Origin of the sequence: Streptomyces sp. NPDC046712 (assembly GCF_040645695.1) — a bacterium.
Taxonomy (GTDB): domain Bacteria; phylum Actinomycetota; class Actinomycetes; order Streptomycetales; family Streptomycetaceae; genus Streptomyces.
Genome location: NZ_JBEYYW010000013.1, coordinates 1 through 17,573, shown reverse-complemented (window position 1 = coordinate 17,573; position 17,573 = coordinate 1). Strand labels below are relative to the sequence as shown.

General features: G+C 72.2%; 16 protein-coding genes. 12 read left to right on the top strand and 4 right to left on the bottom strand.

Going from position 1 to position 17,573, the window contains the following annotated elements; translation table 11 throughout:
- Positions 1-112 precede the first annotated feature (112 nt).
- Complete coding sequence (locus tag ABZ939_RS18425; RefSeq protein ID WP_361855699.1) at positions 113-1,831, top strand: hypothetical protein; 1,719 nt, start codon at positions 113-115, stop codon at positions 1,829-1,831.
- Between the two features lie 64 nt (positions 1,832-1,895).
- Here the strand turns inward: ABZ939_RS18425 and ABZ939_RS18420 are convergent, their stop codons facing one another.
- Positions 1,896-2,744, bottom strand: coding sequence for a hypothetical protein (locus ABZ939_RS18420; RefSeq protein ID WP_361855696.1), 849 nt, complete (start codon positions 2,742-2,744; stop codon positions 1,896-1,898).
- Between the two features lie 40 nt (positions 2,745-2,784).
- On the opposite strand from ABZ939_RS18420, the gene ABZ939_RS18415 reads away from it, so the two are divergent.
- From ABZ939_RS18415 to ilvD, 4 genes are all read left to right on the top strand, one after another.
- Positions 2,785-3,717, top strand: a complete 933-nt coding sequence (locus ABZ939_RS18415) for a Ppx/GppA phosphatase family protein (RefSeq protein WP_361855693.1) — start codon at positions 2,785-2,787, stop codon at positions 3,715-3,717.
- Positions 3,718-3,963: 246 nt separating this feature from the next.
- Positions 3,964-4,800, top strand: a complete 837-nt coding sequence (locus ABZ939_RS18410) for a sugar phosphate isomerase/epimerase (RefSeq protein ID WP_361855690.1) — start codon at positions 3,964-3,966, stop codon at positions 4,798-4,800.
- On the top strand, positions 4,797-5,552 hold the full coding sequence (locus ABZ939_RS18405) for a TetR family transcriptional regulator (protein WP_361855687.1): 756 nt from the start codon (positions 4,797-4,799) through the stop codon (positions 5,550-5,552). The genes ABZ939_RS18410 and ABZ939_RS18405 overlap by 4 nt, the downstream gene beginning before the upstream one ends.
- A gap of 126 nt (positions 5,553-5,678) precedes the next feature.
- Positions 5,679-7,532 (top strand): dihydroxy-acid dehydratase, encoded by a 1,854-nt coding sequence (gene ilvD / locus ABZ939_RS18400; RefSeq protein WP_361855684.1) that lies wholly within the window; start codon positions 5,679-5,681, stop codon positions 7,530-7,532.
- A gap of 80 nt (positions 7,533-7,612) precedes the next feature.
- Here ilvD and ABZ939_RS18395 read toward each other — a convergent pair whose 3' ends face one another.
- The gene (locus ABZ939_RS18395; protein ID WP_361855682.1) at positions 7,613-9,745 is read right to left on the bottom strand and encodes a serine/threonine-protein kinase; all 2,133 of its coding nucleotides are present in this window, start codon (positions 9,743-9,745) and stop codon (positions 7,613-7,615) included.
- Positions 9,746-9,900: 155 nt separating this feature from the next.
- On the opposite strand from ABZ939_RS18395, the gene ABZ939_RS18390 reads away from it, so the two are divergent.
- The 6 genes from ABZ939_RS18390 to proC all read left to right on the top strand — a co-directional run bounded on the left by ABZ939_RS18390 (position 9,901) and on the right by proC (position 14,321).
- Positions 9,901-10,227 (top strand): SH3 domain-containing protein, encoded by a 327-nt coding sequence (locus ABZ939_RS18390; RefSeq protein ID WP_361855679.1) that lies wholly within the window; start codon positions 9,901-9,903, stop codon positions 10,225-10,227.
- 16 nt (positions 10,228-10,243) lie between these two features.
- Positions 10,244-10,585: a hypothetical protein gene (locus ABZ939_RS18385; RefSeq protein ID WP_361855677.1), complete on the top strand. Its 342-nt coding sequence runs from the start codon at positions 10,244-10,246 to the stop codon at positions 10,583-10,585.
- Positions 10,586-10,619: 34 nt separating this feature from the next.
- A complete protein-coding gene (locus ABZ939_RS18380) occupies positions 10,620-11,156 on the top strand; it encodes a hypothetical protein (protein WP_361855674.1) in 537 nt (178 codons plus the stop codon).
- 742 nt (positions 11,157-11,898) lie between these two features.
- Positions 11,899-12,693, top strand: a complete 795-nt coding sequence (locus ABZ939_RS18375) for an ABC transporter ATP-binding protein (RefSeq protein ID WP_361855671.1) — start codon at positions 11,899-11,901, stop codon at positions 12,691-12,693.
- Entirely contained in the window at positions 12,690-13,427 is a 738-nt protein-coding gene (locus ABZ939_RS18370) for an ABC transporter permease (RefSeq protein WP_361855668.1), read from the top strand. Before ABZ939_RS18375 ends, ABZ939_RS18370 begins: the two co-directional genes overlap by 4 nt.
- An 84-nt stretch (positions 13,428-13,511) precedes the next feature.
- Positions 13,512-14,321 carry a pyrroline-5-carboxylate reductase gene (gene proC / locus ABZ939_RS18365; RefSeq protein ID WP_137988675.1) on the top strand — a complete coding sequence of 270 codons (810 nt, stop codon included), beginning with the start codon at positions 13,512-13,514 and terminating at the stop codon, positions 14,319-14,321.
- 24 nt (positions 14,322-14,345) lie between these two features.
- Here the strand turns inward: proC and ABZ939_RS18360 are convergent, their stop codons facing one another.
- A complete protein-coding gene (locus tag ABZ939_RS18360) occupies positions 14,346-14,942 on the bottom strand; it encodes a cysteine hydrolase family protein (protein WP_361856164.1) in 597 nt (198 codons plus the stop codon).
- Positions 14,943-15,016: 74 nt separating this feature from the next.
- Between ABZ939_RS18360 and ABZ939_RS18355 the strand changes: the two genes are divergently transcribed.
- A complete protein-coding gene (locus ABZ939_RS18355) occupies positions 15,017-16,009 on the top strand; it encodes a helix-turn-helix domain-containing protein (protein ID WP_361855665.1) in 993 nt (330 codons plus the stop codon).
- Here the strand turns inward: ABZ939_RS18355 and trpS are convergent.
- Positions 15,973-16,974, bottom strand: coding sequence for a tryptophan--tRNA ligase (gene trpS, locus ABZ939_RS18350; RefSeq protein WP_361855662.1), 1,002 nt, complete (start codon positions 16,972-16,974; stop codon positions 15,973-15,975). The two genes, ABZ939_RS18355 and trpS, sit on opposite strands and share 37 nt — an antisense overlap.
- Positions 16,975-17,573 lie beyond the last annotated feature (599 nt).

The window sequence follows — 17,573 nt, the reverse complement described above, 5'->3', positions numbered from 1 at the left end:
CAGCGGAATGCCACCTTCCTGTCCCCTTTTGAGGGATACCTTCACCCGTAAGGATTAAAAGTGTTGAACCGGTACGAAGAGGCCGCCCACTCCTGCCTACGGTCGCCCAGTGATGAGCAGCAGGCTGGAATCCTCCACGAACACCACCGGCGCACACCGGGCGCACCGGCGGGCGGCCGAAGGCCCCCGGACCGTCGGCCAGCACCCGCCCGCCCGCTACGAGGCCCATCTGGACGGCCTCTTCACCTACTGCCTCTCCGTGCTCTGCGACCACGACGTCGCGACCGCCGTCCTCGGCGACGTCCTCGCCGTCGCCGAACGCCAGCACGGCCGCTGCCCGTCCGACGAGGCCGGGCGCACGGCCTGGCTCTACGCGCTGGCCCGCTGGGCCTGTCTGCGCAGCCTCGGTGAGCAGCGCCGCAAGCGGCAGGGCTCCCACACCGGCCGGCCCGTCGCCGCCGAGCCGGAGCCGCCGCGGGTCTCCGAGGAGGTCGCCGAGCGCCGGCGCGCGGAACTGGCCCTGCTCGCCTGGCCCGAGGCGGCCGGCACCACCCCCGAGCAGCGCGAGGCCCTGGAGCTCGCCGTCCGGCACGGCCTCGGGCACCGCGAAGTCGCCGCCGTGCTCTCCCTCGACCCGCTCGCCGCCAGGGAACTGCTCTCCTCGGCCGCCTGCGAGGTCGAGCGGACCCGGGCCGCGCTCGCGGTCGTCGAGACCGGGAACTGCCCCACCGTCGCCCGGCTCACCGGTGACCACCAGGTGCTGCTCTCCGCGGCCCTGCGCGCCGAACTCGTCCGCCACGTCGACGACTGCCCGCGCTGCCGCCGGGCCGCCGAGCGGGCGGGCGCGGGCGGCCCCTGGCCCGGCGCCACGGCGGTCTCCCCGGGCAGGCTCCCGCTCGTCGAGGCGCCGAGGGCCGCCGCGTACGTGGCGATGCTGCACGCCCCACGCGCGCGTGCCGCTGCTCCGCGCTTCGGGCCCGCCGGCTTCCCGATGGACCCCAAGGACCACGCGGCCCGCCGCGACCGGATGAGGGCCCGCGCGGTGACGACCACCGTCGTGGCGGCCGTGGTCGCCGCCCCCGTGCTCGCCCTGTGGGCCTCGTACCGCGGCGGTGGGTCGGGGGAGGACGTCGGCGCGGCCGCCCCGGTCAGCGCGCGCGAGGCGGACGAACCGGCGGGCCTCGACGGCGCCCCCTACGACCGCTACGAGAACGCGGGCAACGCCCGCACGACCCCCGACTCCCGCTTCACCCAGGGCAGCCGCTCCCCGGACGTGTCGGTCGAGGTCATCAGCCCCGGCGGGTCCGTGGGGCCCACCCTGCCCGGACAGCCCGGCCCGGGCCGGATCACGGTCGCCGCGCGGGGCGACGGCGGCACCACCCTGCTCACGCTGACGAACTCCGGAGGATCGCCCGCCGACTGGTCGCTGTGGACGGACGCGCCCTGGCTGTACGTGAGCCAGGCGGCCGGCACCCTGCGGCCAGGCGAATCCGTGACGGTCCGGATCAGCGTCGACCACGCACGCGAGCCCGTCGGCCCGTGGTCCGGGCGGGTCGGGGTGAACCCCTCGGGCGCGATGGTGCGGATCGACGGTCGCGGGGCGAGCACCCCGCCGCCCCCGACGACGGAGGAGCCCCCTCCCACGACGGACCCGACGACGCCTCCGCCGACCACGGACCCGACGACGCCACCCCCGACGACGGAGGAACCGCCCCCGACGACGGATCCGACGACGCCTCCGCCGAGCGGGGACCCGACGCCCACGAACGAACCCCCGCAGTCCACGGACCCGGGAACACCGAGCGGCTCGGACTCCCCGCCGGGGTCCTAGGGGGTGCCTGCCCGGCGGATCACGGCCGGGTCGGCGACCGATCCGCCGGACAGGCCCTGGACCGCTACCGCGGCGTCGGGTCCGCCGGGTGGGGCGCCACCAGCGGCAGCTGGGAGGCCAGCCGGGCCTCGCACAGCTCCACCAGCACGTCGTACGCCGCCTTGCCCATCAGCTCGGTCAGCTCGGGCCGGTACGTCACGTACACCGGCTCTCCCGCCCCGTGCGCCGAGGTCGCCGAGGTGCACCACCAGTGCAGGTCGTGGCCGCCCGGGCCCCAGCCGCGCCGGTCGTACTCGCCGATCGACACCTGGAGGATCTTGGTGTCGTCGGGCCGCTCGATCCACTCGTACGTCCGCCGCACCGGCAGCTGCCAGCAGACGTCCGGCTTGGTCTCCAGCGGCTCCTTGCCCTCCTTGAGGGCCAGGATGTGCAGCGCGCAGCCGGCTCCGCCCGCGAACCCGGGGCGGTTCTGGAAGATGCAGGACCCCTCCCAGCGGCGGGTCTGCCGGTCGCCGTCCTCGTCGAGCTGCACCCAACCCGTCTCCGTGCCGACGTCATGGAACTGCCACAGCTCCGGCGTGAGCCGCTCCACATGGGAGGCGACCCGCTTCTCGTCGTCCTCGTCGGAGAAGTGGGCGCCCAGCGTGCAGCAGCCGTCGTCGGCGCGGCCCGCCTGGATGCCCTGGCAGCCGCTGCCGAAGATGCACGTCCAGCGCGAGGTGAGCCAGGTCAGGTCGCAGCGGAAGACCTGCTCGTCGTCGGCGGGGTCGGGGAACTCGACCCAGGCCCGCGGGAAGTCGATGCCCTTCTCGTCGGGCTCGCCCGGGCCGGGAGCCCCGCCCTGCTTCTTGGAGGTCTTCTGAGCCTTGGCAGTGTTGTCTTTGCCCGGCTTCGCCTTTTTCGTCTTTGGCACACTCCCAGCGTATGCGCGCGGGAGCAGTAGCGTTCCGTCCATGAGACTCGGAGTCCTCGACGTCGGTTCGAACACAGTGCATCTGCTGGTGGTGGACGCCCACCCCGGCGCCCGCCCGCTGCCCGCGCACTCCCACAAGGCCGAGCTGCGGCTGGCGGAGCTCCTCGACGAGGGGGGTGCCATCGCCCCCAGCGGCATAGAGCGACTCATCGCGACCGTGCGCGACGCCCTGCAGGCCGCCGAGGACAAGGGCTGCGAGGAAGTGCTGCCGTTCGCGACCTCCGCGGTACGCGAGGCGACGAACGCCGACGCCGTCCTGGCCCGCGTGAAGGACGAGACCGGCATCGATCTCCAGGTCCTCACCGGCGAGGAGGAGGCCCGGCTCACCTTCCTGGCGGCCCGCCGCTGGTTCGGCTGGTCCGCGGGCAAGCTCTTCCTCCTCGACATCGGCGGCGGCTCGCTGGAGATCGCGTTCGGCATCGACGAGGAACCGGACACGGCGGTCTCGCTGCCGCTCGGCGCGGGCCGGCTGACGTCCGGCTGGCTGCCCGGCGACCCGCCCGACGCGTCGGACGTCCGGGCGCTGCGCCGCCATGTGCGCGCCCAGATCGCCCGTACGGTCGGAGAATTCAGCCGCTTCGGCAAGCCCGACCACGTGGTGGCCACGTCCAAGACCTTCAAGCAGCTCGCCCGGATCGCCGGATCGCCTGGCTCGGACAAGGGGCTCTACCTGCGGCGCGTCATGACCCGCGCGTCTCTGGAGGAGTGGGTCCCGAAGCTCGCCGCCATGAGGGCCGAACAACGCGTCAGCCTCCCGGGCGTCTCGGTGGGCCGCGCACCCCAGCTGCTCGCCGGCGCGCTGGTGGCCGAGGGGGCGATGGACCTCTTCGGCGTGGACGAACTGGAGATCTGTCCCTGGGCGCTGCGCGAGGGCGTGATCCTGCGCCGTCTGGACCACCTGCCGGAGGAGTAGCGAGGGCGGGGGCGGGCGGTTACGAGCGCCCCGGTGAGGGGAGCGGGGTGCCTGCCACCGGTTACGGGAGCGGGGTGCCCGCCACCGGATACGGGGGCCCGAATCGACCGGCCACCAGGCGCCCTGCCGCCCGGTCCCTCCCCACGCGCGTGTGCCCCGCGGGACGGCCCACGCGCGCGTGCCTCGCGCCCCGCGTGACCGGAACCACCTCCCCGAGGCCTCGCCCCGCCCCGTACCCTGTCCTTCGTGGCAGAACCAGTGGTGCGCATCCCGGATGCGAAGGTCGCCCTGTCGACGGCCTCGGTCTATCCGGAGTCGACGGCGACGGCCTTCGAGATCGCCGCGCGCCTCGGCTACGACGGCGTCGAGGTCATGGTGTGGACCGACCCGGTCAGCCAGGACATCGAGGCCCTGCGCCGCCTCTCGGACTACCACCAGGTCCCGATCCTCGCCGTCCACGCGCCCTGTCTGCTCATCACCCAGCGCGTCTGGTCCACGGACCCCTGGACCAAGCTCCAGCGCGCCCAGGCGGCCGCGGAGAAGCTCGGCGCCTCCACCGTGGTCGTGCACCCGCCGTTCCGCTGGCAGCGCCAGTACGCCCGTGACTTCGTCACCGGCATCTGGCGGATGGCCAACGAGACGGACGTGCGGTTCGCCGTCGAGAACATGTACCCCTGGCGGTACAAGGACCGCGAGATGCTCGCGTACGCCCCCGAGTGGGACGTCACCAAGGACGACTACCGCCACTACACGGTCGACCTCTCGCACACCGCCACGGCCCGCACCGACGCCCTCGCCATGGTCGACCGCATGGGCGACCGCCTCGGCCATGTCCACCTCGCCGACGGCAAGGGCTCGGCCAAGGACGAGCACCTGGTGCCCGGGCGCGGCACCCAGCCCTGCGCCGAGGTCCTGGAGCGTCTGGCGCTCACCGGCTTCGACGGCCATGTCGTCATCGAGGTCAACACCCGGCGGGCGATGTCAGCGGCCGAACGCGAGGCCGACCTCGCGGAGGCCCTCGCCTTCACCCGGCTGCACCTGGCCTCGGCGGCCAGACCGTCGTCCCGGACCCCCCGCTCATGACGCGACCGACCGAGCCGACCGGCCCGGCCGAGCCGACCGACCCGACAGGACCAGTCGACCCGACGGGATCAGCCGAGCCGACCGGATCAGCCGGACCGACCGACCCGACGGGCCCAGCCGAGCCGACCGATCCGGCCGAGCCGACCGGACCGCCCCCGCGCCGACGCGGCCGCCCCTCGCGTACCGAGGAGGAGAGCGGTCCGGGCGCGCGCGACCGCATCCTGGAGGCGGCCCGCACGCAGTTCGCCGAACGCGGCTACGACAAGACGTCCGTGCGCGGCATCGCCAAGGCGGCCGAGGTGGACGCGGCGCTCGTGCACCACTACTTCGGTACGAAGGACGAGGTCTTCGCCGCCGCGATCGAGGTCTCCTTCGAGCCCGCGAACGTCGTCCCGGCGATCGTCGGAGGCCCGCGCGAGGCCATCGGCGAACGGCTCGCGCGCTTCTTCATCGGCGTCTGGGAGAACCCCGTCACCCGCGCCCCGCTCCTCGCGATCATCCGATCCGCGCTGACCCACGAAGCGGCCGCGAAGGTGCTGCGCGGCTTCGTGCTGCGCCGGCTCCTGGAGCGGATCGCGGCCGACCTCGACGTGCCGGACCCGAAGTTCCGCGCGGAGCTGGCGGCCTCCCACATGATCGGGATCGCGATCCTGCGGTACGTCATCCAGGTCGAGCCGCTCGCGACCGCCGACCCGGAGAAGATCGTGGAGATGGTGGCCCCGACCCTCCAGCGGTACCTCACCGAGTCCTGACCGAGTTCGGACCGGGTCTTGACCGAAAGCTGAACAGTCGGTCCGGCATACGGACACGCTGTCCAGATCTTGGTCCATCGGCGTACGCTCGACAGCAAGCACACCCGTCACGAGGAGCGAGCGACGATGCCCGAGCTGAGGTCCCGCACAGTCACCCACGGCCGCAACATGGCGGGCGCACGCGCCCTTATGCGCGCCTCCGGTGTACCGGGCGCGGACATCGGCCGTAAGCCGATCATCGCGGTCGCCAACTCCTTCACGGAGTTCGTCCCCGGCCACACCCACCTGCAGCCGGTCGGCCGGATCGTCTCCGAGGCCATCACGGCCGCGGGGGCCATCCCGCGCGAGTTCAACACGATCGCCGTCGACGACGGCATCGCGATGGGCCACGGCGGCATGCTGTACTCCCTGCCCTCCCGCGACCTGATCGCGGACAGCGTGGAGTACATGGTCGAGGCGCACTGCGCCGACGCCCTGATCTGCATCTCCAACTGTGACAAGATCACCCCCGGCATGCTGATGGCCGCACTGCGCCTCAACATCCCGACGGTCTTCGTCTCCGGCGGACCGATGGAGTCCGGCCGCGCCACGCTGGTCGACGGCACGGTCCGCACGCTCGACCTGGTCGACGCGATGTCCGACTCGGTGAACCCCAAGATCTCGGACGAGGACATGCTCCGGATCGAGGAGAACGCCTGTCCGACCTGCGGTTCCTGTTCCGGCATGTTCACCGCCAACTCGATGAACTGCCTGACCGAGGCCATCGGCCTCTCCCTCCCCGGCAACGGCTCGCTCCTTGCCACGCACACGGGCCGCAGGGCGCTGTACGAGAACGCGGCGCGCACGGTCGTCGACATCACCCGTCGCTACTACGACGAGGACGACGACTCGGTCCTGCCGCGCAACGTCGCCACCCGCGCGGCCTTCGAGAACGCCATGGCCCTGGACATCGCCATGGGCGGTTCGACCAACACGATCCTGCACCTGCTCGCCGCCGCCCAGGAGGCCGAGCTGGACTACGGCCTGTCCGACATGGACGCGGTCTCGCGCCGCGTGCCGTGCCTGGCCAAGGTCGCGCCGAACGTGGCGCCCGGCGGCACGTACTACATGGAGGACGTGCACCGCGCCGGCGGCATCCCCGCCATCCTCGGCGAGCTGTACCGCGCCGGTCTCCTCAACGAGGACGTCCACACCGTCCACTCCCGCTCCATCAAGGAATGGCTGGAGACCTGGGACGTGCGCGGCGGCTCCCCCTCGGACGAGGCCGTCGAGCTGTGGCACGCGGCGCCCGGCTGCGTCCGCTCCGCGACCGCCTTCTCCCAGTCCGAGCGCTGGGACTCCCTGGACACGGACGCGGCCGGTGGCTGCATCCGCGACGCGGCCCACGCGTACTCGAAGGACGGCGGACTCGCGGTCCTGCGCGGCAACCTGGCCGTCGACGGCTGTGTCGTGAAGACGGCCGGCGTGGACGAGTCGATCTGGACCTTCGAGGGCCCGGCCGTCGTCTGCGAGTCGCAGGACGAGGCCGTCGAGAAGATCCTCAACAAGCAGGTGAAGGACGGCGACGTGGTCGTCATCCGCTACGAGGGCCCGCGCGGCGGCCCGGGCATGCAGGAGATGCTCTACCCGACCTCCTTCCTCAAGGGCCGGGGCCTGGGCAAGACCTGCGCGCTGGTGACCGACGGCCGCTTCTCGGGCGGTACGTCGGGCCTGTCGATCGGCCACGCCTCGCCGGAGGCGGCGTCGGGCGGCACCATCGCGCTCGTCGAGGACGGCGACCGGATCCGTATCGACATCCCGAGCCGCTCCATCGAGCTCCTCGTCGACGAGACGACGCTGGCGGCGCGCCGTGAGGCGCTGGGCGGCGTCTACGCCCCGAAGAACCGGCAGCGCAAGGTGTCGGCGGCGCTGCGGGCGTACGCGGCGATGGCGACGAGCGCCGACAAGGGCGCGGTCCGGGACGTGACGAAGCTGGGCTGAGCCGGCTCAGAGAAGCGGCGGACGCGGGGAGGGGCGGAGACGCTCCCTCCCCGCGTCCGTGCGTTGTGGGCGGCCCGCCGTCACCACCCGGACGGGTCGCGCCCGTCCACGGCGAACACGGACCCGTCGGGCGCCGTCCCGAACACCCGGTCCCCGGCGACGACGGGCGCGGGCACGGTGGTCGCGTACCCGAGCCTGCCGTCACCGAGCCGCGGCTTCGTCTGCCCGATCAGCGCGCCCCGCACGGTGTCGACGGCGAGCAGCCGCCCGTCGGACGCGGAGAGATAGAGCCGCCCACCCGGCCCCAGGACGGGCGCGGAAACGTTCCCGGCGGCGGTCTCCAGCTCCCAGAGGACGCGGCCCTGGGGGGCGGCGGTGTCGAGGGCGGTGAGCCGGCCGCCGGCGTCGAGGAGATACACGCTGGTGCCGCGGACGGCGGTTCGCGGCTCGTCGAGCCGGTAGCGGAGGGGGATGCGGCGCACGGAGTGGTCGGCGGGGTCGTAGCGAACGACGGCGTCGGTCTGCGAGTCGGAGTTCGTGGAGCGCAGGAACAGCACGCCGTTCTCGCCCGTCCCCATGGGCACGAGGTCTCCCTCCAGCCGTTGCTGCCAGACGACCTCGCCGGTCCGTGGCCGCAGGGCCCCGAGCGAGGTGCGCGTACCGCCGGTCGTGGTCTCGAAGACGGGCACGAGGCCCGAGGTCTTGTTGTAGGGGCCGAAGCGGGGCGAGGTGAAGCCGCGCAGGGCGTGCCGCCATCGCTGCTTCCCTGTGGCACTGTCGACGGCCCTGACGGCGGCGGCGGACGCCGGGAAGAGGAGGGTGTCGCCGGCCGGGCTGGCGCCTTCCTGGTGGGCGGCGGCACTGGTGTCCCACACGAGGTCGCCCCGGTCTGCTGCGAACGTCCGCAGGGTTCCGTCGGAGGCGACGGTCCCGAGCAGACCACCGGACGGTACGGGGGCGGAGACGGCCTCACCGGCCGCTGCGGGACGCGACCAGATCACCCGGCCGGTGGCGGGGTCGAGCCGGGCGAGCGCGACGCCTCGGCCTGAGCAGTAGAGCGCGTCGGCCGCGTAGGCACAGGCCGGGGAGGCCGGATCGCCGTCCTTCTGGACCCTGGTGTGCCAGCCGGAGAAGGCAGAAGCCGCCTCCGCCGGGTGTGACTTGGCGACCGGGGTGTCTCCGCCGGCCATGTGGAGCGCCGCGAACGATCCGCCGGCCGCAAGGACGACGAGGACGGAGGTGAGGATCAACGGGCGGAGCCGTCGGCGGGGGCGCGGTGCGGGGGCCCGTACGGGCGTGTCCGCGTCCCAGGAGCCCGACGGCCCGGGCGGGGCCTCGGGCAGGGTGAGGGGCCGGCGCTGGGACGGTATGAACGCCGCCGCTTCGTACGAGGGCGGCAGCAGCGCCGCCATGATCTCGGCCGGGCTGGGGCGCTCGGCCGGCTCCTTCGCGAGGCACCTGGCGACGAGCGGCGCTAGGTCCGCCGGAACCCCCGTCAGATCAGGCTCGTCGTGCACGACTTGGTACGCGACGATGTACGGGCTGTCGGAGTCGAACGGACCGTGCCCGGTGGCCGCGTGCACCAGGACGGAACCGAGCGCGAACACGTCCGCCGCCGGCCCGACCTCGCGGGGGCGCTGGAACTGCTCGGGCGCCATGAAGGGCGGCGACCCGATCAACTTCCCCGTCTCCGTGTGCAGATCGCTGTCCACCGGCCGGGAGATGCCGAAGTCGATGACCTTCGGCCCGGTGTCGGTGAGCAGCACATTGCTCGGCTTGAGGTCCCGGTGGACGACGCCGGCCCGGTGGATGTCGCGCAGCGCCTCCGCGAGTCCGGCCGTCAGCCGCCGCAGTTCGGCGGGGGACAGGGGGCCGTTCCGCTTCACCTGGTCGGCGAGGGTGGGCCCGGGGACGTAGAGGGTGGCCATCCAAGGGCGCACGGCGTCGGGGTCCGCGTCGACGACGGGCGCGGTGAAGGCACCGCTGACCCGGCGCGCGGCGGCCACCTCCTGGCGGAAACGGGCCCTGAACTCCGGGTCCTCCGCGTACGCTCCGTGGACCACCTTGACCGCGAGCCGCAACCCGGAGGCGGAGGTGGCCAGATGCACCACACCCATGCCGCCCGCGCCGAGACAGGCCTGAAGGCGGTACTCGCCCGCGTACTCAGGTCCTTCCGCTTCCCGGTCGGCGCCGGTACTGCGCAACGGCGGCATAGCCAACCCCCGTGTGGTTCCCCGTTGAGGCCGCGCGCGTGCGCGACGCACGGAGCCTAGTCCATGGCGCGGTCGATGTCGGTGGAGCTTGCTAGCCTGCGCGTCGCAGAGAGTGAATTTCAGCGGAGCGCTTTGCGCCAACGGGGGAGGACGCCATGGGCGTTGACAAGACGGTCGGCGAGACGGACGAATCGACAGCGGTTTCGGAGCTGGACGGCGTCACCACGATGAGCGTGATGCGCTACCCGATCGCACCCGGGTACCGCGTCAACGTGCGCTCGGGCCCGGGCACGCAGTTCCGCATCGTGCGGACTCTCGCCCTGGACGTCCGGGTGCCGATCTACTGCCAGACGCCGGGCGAGTGGATTTCCGGCCCGTACGGCACCACGAACCTCTGGGACAACATCGCGCCGGGGGAGTTCGTCTCGGACGCGTACGTGAACACCGGCAGCGACGGCTACGTCGCCCGCCGCTGCGGCTGACAGGGGGACACGGGACATGACATTGACCAGACGAGCGGTTCTCGCCGCCGGAAGCACCGCCGCCGCGCTGGCCGTGCTCTTCACCACGGCCGGGACGGCCGCCGCGGAGGTCGCCCGCTATCCGGTCGCGCCCGGGTACCGCGTCAACGTGCGCTCGGGGCCCGGCACCCAGTACCCGATCGTGCGTGTGCTGAGCATCGGTGTGAGCGTGGCGATCTACTGCCAGAAGCCGGGCGAGACGGTCACAGGCCCGTACGGCACGTCGAACATCTGGGACAACATCGCCAGTGGCGAGTACGTCTCGGACGCCTACGTGAACACTGGGCGCGACGGCTACGTCGCCCGCCGCTGCGGCTGACCCCTCCCGCCGCCGCCCGGGGATAATCGACCTCGTGAGCGACGAAGACCAGACCGCCAAGCCCAGCACGACCGCCAAGGGCGCGGCCGGCGGTACCCCCGCCGGTCCGCAGCCCGAGGAGATCCGCTTCTTCGGGACGACGTGGGTCGACCACAGCGGCAACTACACGCTGCGCCGCGTCGGCCTCGCCGTCGGCGCACTCGTCGCCGCCGCGGCCGGCTGCTTCGTGCTGCGGTTCGCCTACCAGGGGCTGGAGATCGCCGCGGTCGGCGGCCTCATGAACATGCTCGTGGTCCTGATGTTCGGGATCTGCAGCGCCATCGCCTTCCGCAAGACCTGGGAGGGCTTCGTCCGCCGCCCCGCCGACCCGGCCCGCGAGGATTCGCTGCGCAGCCTCAAGATGATCGGCTTCATCGGCTCGCTCCTCGCCTACTTCCTCCGCTGCTTCGTCGAGGCCCCGGGCGAGAAGCTGCGCCGCGCGGAGTACGAGACGGCCCGCAGCCAGTACGAGAAGCGCCGCGGCGCCCGCGCGGGCAACCCGGCGACCCGCAAGAAGCCCAAGCGCAAGTAGCCCAAGCACAGGCACCCACCAGAGGCCGCACGGCCGCCCGTGCCCTTGTCCTCGGCGCCGGCTACACGGGCCTGATGGCCGCCCATCGCCTCGCCCACATGACCGGGTCACCCCTATCGCTCCGGCCGACCACGGGCTTCCCTTCGCCTCTCCCCGCAAGCCCGGGTCACCTATCGCTCCGGCCGACCACTTCACTGACCGGGTCCGTCTCCGCGAGCGCGCCGTCGGCGGCCCCGACGTCACCCACCGACCCACCCTCTGTCGCCGTTCCTGCGAGGACCGGCCCGCGCAGATCGCCGCGCGCTCCCGCCCCCGACCCGGCCACCTGCCTCGTCACCACCGACGACGGCAGCAGCGGTCCCGTACGAACGGCTCATCCGCGCCCTCGGCCGCCGTACCGGCCTTCCGCGGCACCCACCTGACCGCGCCCACTGGCCGAGCCCGCCGAACTCCACACCCCCCGGCCCCCTCCGGCCGGATCGCCGGCGACCCCGCCCTGCGCGCGGTCTCCCACCACCTCCCCGGCGACCCCGCCCTGCGCGCGGGCTCGGTCCCCCGCCCGGAGATCCACCTCGCCGGCGCCACGGGCGCCGCCGCCTCGCCGCCCACCGGCCCGGCCTGACCCGCCCGATTCCCGCCATCGGCCGACCCATCCCGATTCCGGGTGCCCGGATTCCGAGGGGTCCGATAGGCGATGCCCAAGTCCTTGACGCTCCGGACCCCCGCGCGCATTATTCATCGCATGATGAATTACTCCGGCGACGTCACGCAGCCGGCCATCGTCGCGCACGGCCTCACCGTCGTGCGAGGCGACCGGACCGTCCTGCGCGGCCTCGACTTCACCGTCCCGGCGGGCCGGATCACCGGCCTCCTCGGCCCCTCCGGCTGCGGCAAATCCACCCTGATGCGCGCGATCGTCGGCACCCAGGCCCACGTCACCGGCACCCTCCAGGTCCTCGGCCGCCCCGCGGGCGACGCCGCCCTGCGCTCCCGTATCGGCTACGTCACCCAGGCACCGTCCGTCTACGACGACCTCACCGTCCGCCAGAACCTCGACTACTTCGCCGCCGTCCTCCTCCCCGGCCGCGCCCACCGCGAAGACCGCCGCGCCGCGGTCGCCCGGGCCATCGACGACGTCGACCTCGCCTCGCACGCCGACTCCCTCGCCGGCCGGCTCTCCGGCGGCCAACGCAGCCGCGTCTCCCTCGCCGTCGCCCTCCTCGGCACCCCCGAGGTCCTCGTCCTCGACGAACCGACCGTCGGCCTCGACCCCGTCCTCCGCCGCGACCTCTGGAACCTCTTCCACCGCATCGCCGAACAACGCGGCGCCGCGATCCTCGTCTCCTCCCACGTGATGGACGAGGCCGAGCGCTGCCACCGCCTGCTCCTCATGCGCGAGGGCGAGATCCTCGCCGAGGACACCCCCGAAGCCCTGCGCCGCCGCAACGACACCGCCACGGTCGAGGAGGCCTTCCTCCACCTCGTCGACGCCGCCGACGCCCTCGCGGCCGTACGCCTTGAGGAGCCCCAGCGATGAGCACCGCCCGCACCCTCGCCACCGCCGCCCGCGTCCTGCGCCAACTCCGCCACGACCCGCGCTCGATCGCCCTGATGATCCTCGTCCCGTGCCTGATGCTCCTGCTGCTCCGGTACGTCTTCGACGGCAGCCCGCAGACCTTCGACAGCATCGGGGCCTCGCTGCTCGGCATCTTCCCGCTGATCACGATGTTCCTCGTGACCTCGATCGCCACCCTGCGCGAACGCACCTCCGGCACCCTGGAACGCCTGCTCGCCATGCCCCTGGGCAAGGGCGACCTCATCGCCGGCTACGCCCTCGCCTTCGGACTCCTCGCCATCGTCCAGTCCGCCCTCGCCACCGGCCTCGCCCTCGGACTCCTCGGCCTCGACGTCGTCGGCTCCCCCTGGCTCCTGCTCCTCGTCGCCCTGCTCGACGCCCTCCTCGGCACCGCCCTCGGCCTCTTCGTCTCGGCCTTCGCCGCCTCCGAGTTCCAGGCCGTCCAGTTCATGCCGGCCGTGATCTTCCCGCAGCTGCTCCTCTGCGGACTGTTCATCGCGCGCGAACGGATGCAGCCCGTCCTGGAGGCGATCTCCAACGCGCTGCCGATGTCGTACGCCGTCGACGGCATGAACGAGGTCGTACGGCACCCCGACATCACCGGCACCTTCGTCCTCGACGCCCTCGTCGTCGCCGGCTGCGCCCTGCTCGTCCTCGCCCTCGGCGCGGCGACCCTCCGCCGCCGCACGGCCTGACCGCCCCTCGGACACCCGCACCGCGCGACCCCGCGCGGTGCGAGGATGGCGACACGTATCCCTTCCGGCGAGGTGAACAGAGCCATGACCCAGACCGTCGCAGTCCTCGGCACCGGCAAGATCGGTGAAGCGCTCCTCAGCGGCATGATCCGGGCCGGCTGGCGCCCCGCCAACCTCCTGGTCACCGCCCGCCGCACCGAGCGCGCCGAAGAGCTGCGCGCCCGCTACGGCGTCGAGCCCGTCACCAACGCCGAGGCCGCCAAGCGCGCCGACACCCTCATCCTCGCGGTGAAGCCCCAGGACATGGGCCGCCTCCTCGACGAGCTCGCGCCCCATGTCACCGCCGACCGCCTCGTCATCAGCGCCGCCGCCGGCATCCCCACCTCCTTCATCGAGGAGCGGCTCACCGCCGGCACCCCCGTCGTCCGCGTCATGCCCAACACACCCGTCCTCGTCGACGAGGGCATGTCCGTCATCTCCGGCGGCAGCCACGCCACCCCCGAGCACCTCGTCCACGCCGAGGAGATCTTCGGCGGCGTCGGCAAGACGCTGCGCGTCCCGGAGTCCCAGCAGGACGCCGCCACTGCCCTCTCCGGCTCCGGCCCGGCCTACTTCTACTTCCTCGTCGAGGCCATGACCGACGCCGGCATCCTCCTCGGCCTGCCCCGCGCCCAGGCCCACGACCTGATCGTCCAGGCCGCCATCGGCGCCGCCGTGATGCTCCGCGACAGCGGCGAACACCCGGTCAAGCTCCGCGAGGCCGTCACCTCCCCGGCGGGCACCACCATCAGCGCCATCCGTGAGCTGGAGAACCACGGTGTACGGGCCGCCCTCATCGCCGCCCTCGAGGCCGCCCGCGACCGCAGCCGCGAGCTCGCCTCCGGCAACGGCTGACGGAACCGCCCTCCCCGGCCGGGGTCACCGGACCCCGGCCGAGGCCCCCTTCACCACGTCCTCCGTCGACACGACCTTCGCGAACCCGCCCCCGTGCAGCGAGACCGCCGTGGCCCGCGACAGCTCGTCCGCACTCTGCGACCACCCGAATGGCCCGGCCAGGTCGAAGGTGTGCATGGCATCCAGCGGAAACACCACGTCATAGCCGAGGTTCCCGCCCATCCGCGCGGTCGTCTCGTTGCACATGTTGGTCTGGATCCCGACGATCACAATCTGCGCGATGTCCTCCCCGGTCAGCCAGACGTCCAGCGACGGCTCCCCGTAGAACGCCGAGTTCACGCTCTTCGTCACCAGCAGCTCCCGCCCGCTGCCCTTCCCCCTCCGCTCCTCGACGAAGTCCTTGAAGTCGTTGCCCACGTGCCCGACCCGCAGCGGCGACCGGGACTGCGCCTGAGAGTCGTGCCGTACGAACACGACCGGCCGTCCCGTCTCCTGCCACAGATCGATCAGTGCCGCGATGTTCTCCTCGGCGGCCGGGTTGTTCCGCTGTCCCCAGTGCTCCTCCTCGAAGCCCTTCTGTACGTCGATGACCACCAGTGCTGCGTTCTCCGCGATCTCCATGGCCACGATGCTGCCGCTCCTCGGCCGGCCTTCCCAGAGGGTGGAATGCCACCGATCGATGGTTTACTGCCACCATGCAGCGCATCGCCCTCCTCTCCTTCCCCGGCATCCGCGCCTTCGACGTCTCCGTCGTCACCGAGGTCTGGGGCAGCGATCGTCGTATGCGCGGCGTCCCACCCTTCGAGCTCCGCCGCGTCGCGGCCGACCCGACCACCCCCATCTCCCTGCGCGGCGGCCTCAGCCTCACCCCCGACCGCACGCTGGACTGGCTGGACGACCTCACCTCCACCGATCTCGTGCTCGTCCCCGGTATCGAGGACCCCGACGCCGAGCCACCCGCCCCCGTACTCGAAGCCCTCCGCCGGGCCCACGCCGCCGGCACTCCCGTCGCCTCCCTCTGCGCAGGCGCCTTCGTCCTGGCCAAGGCCGGACTCCTCGACGGCCGTCGCGCGGTCACCCACTGGCACCTCGCCCCGACCCTCGCCGCCCGGCACCCTCAGGTCACCGTCGAAGCCGACGCCCTCTTCGTGGAGGACTCCGGTATCTGGACCTCGGCCGGCACCGCCGCCGGCATCGACCTCTGTCTCCACCTCGTCCGCACGGCCCACGGGGCCGAGGCCGCCGCCACGATCGCCCGCTCGATGGTCACCGCCCCCTTCCGCACCGGCACCCAGGCCCAGTTCATCGAGCGCCCCACACCCCGCGCCGACCGCGATGCCGACGCCCTGGCCGCCGTCCGCTCCTACGCCCTCGCCCACCTCGAGGAACCCCACACCGTCGCGAGCCTGGCCGCCCGCGCCGGTATGTCCCCGCGCACCTTCGCCCGCCACTTCCAGGCCACCACCGGAACCACCCCCCTCCACTGGCTCATCACCCAGCGCGTCGCCGCCGCCCAGAAACTCCTCGAACTCACCGACCACCCCCTCCCCGAAGTCGCCCGCCGCGCGGGCTTCGGCAGCGAGGTCACGATGCGCCAGCACTTCGCCTCGCACCTCGCCACCAGCCCGCGGGACTATCGCCACGCGTTCCGTCACCCGACGGCCGGCATCAACCCGATCGCCCGATAGGCCCGGTCCACCAACGGCCGCGCCATCCCCCGGGCCCGCTCGGCCCCGTCCCGTAGCACCTGGTCCACATGACCCGGATCGGCCGCCAGCTCCGCGTGCCGCTCCCGGACCGGCCGCAGCATCTCGACCACCGCGTCCGCCGTGTCCCGCTTCAAAGATCCGTACGACTCATATACACCGGCCAGGGCTTCCGGGTTCCCACCTGTCGAGGCGGCCAGCAGATCGAGCAGATTCGCCACGCCAGGACTGGCCTCCCGGTCGTACACGACATCCCGTCCGCTGTCGGTCACGGCCCGCATGATCTTCCGCCGGGCCGTGTCCTCGTCGTCCAGCAGATAGACGATGCCAGCCGCGTTCTCGTGCGACTTCCCCATCTTCGAGCCGGGGTCCTGCAGATCCATGACGCGAGCGGCCACCTCGGGATGCGTCGCCTTCGGCACGGTGAACACATGCCCGTACCGCTGGTTGAACCGCACTGCCAGATCCCGGGTCAGCTCCACATGCTGCGTCTGGTCCTCACCGACCGGCACCTCGTCGGTCCCGTAGGCGAGGATGTCGGCCGCCATCAGCACCGGATACGTCAGCAACGACAGCCGCACACTCTCCCCGGCGGCCCGCGCCCGCGCGCCCTTCTCCTTGTACTGGATCATTCGCCGCAGCTCGCCGTCGGTGGCCGTGCACTCCAGCAGGTACGAGAGCCGGGCGTGCTCGTCCACATGACTCTGCACGAACACCGTGCACAGCTTCGGGTCCAGGCCGGCGGCCAGCAGCAGCGTGGCCGCCTGCCTACTGAGCCGCAGCACACGCGCTGGATCGTGCTCGACGGTCAAGGCGTGCAGATCCACGACGCTGAACAGCCCGTCGGACTCGTACTGATCGACCTCGACCCACCGTCGTACGGCCCCGAGGTAGTTGCCCAGAGTCAGATGCCCGGTCGGCTTGATCCCGCTGAAGATCCTCTTCATCGCGTTCGTTCTCCCTCTCTCCTGTGCGCCGACCCGTCGGCCGCACTCCCGGAGGGGGATACGCGAACGGCCGCCGAGTCGGCGGCCGCTGAGTGCATGCGTGAGCGCGGGCCGCCGTCAGGCGGCCCACCACTGGGTGGTGTGCGCATGCGTAGTCATACGGAGAGGCTACCCCCGGGCCCCGGGTTGACATGGGATTCCCCGGTCCGTAGTGTTCTCCGAGTTGTCCGACGTGAGCACCGACCCCGGTCGGCCCCGGACAACCATTCCGCAAGAACCACTACAAGCAGACGATGCTTTGTCGCGCCGTCATGCTTCCGTGCATTTTTGCGAAATGAGGAATCCGCGTTCGAAGGTTTGAGCGCGAGCCGCCCGATTAGCGTCGGGGGCAAGGAATCCGCTAAAGTCTCACTCGTCGGAACGGCCCAACAGCCGCAAAGACAACCCACTCTGACTGGGAATCAGGCCCGAAAGGATCTGATAGAGTCGGAAACGCCGGAAGGTCGAAACGGGAAACCGAAGAGGCCGGAAAGCACCGAGGAAATCGGATCGGAAAGATCTGATAGAGTCGGAAACGCAAGACCGAAGGGAAAAGCCCG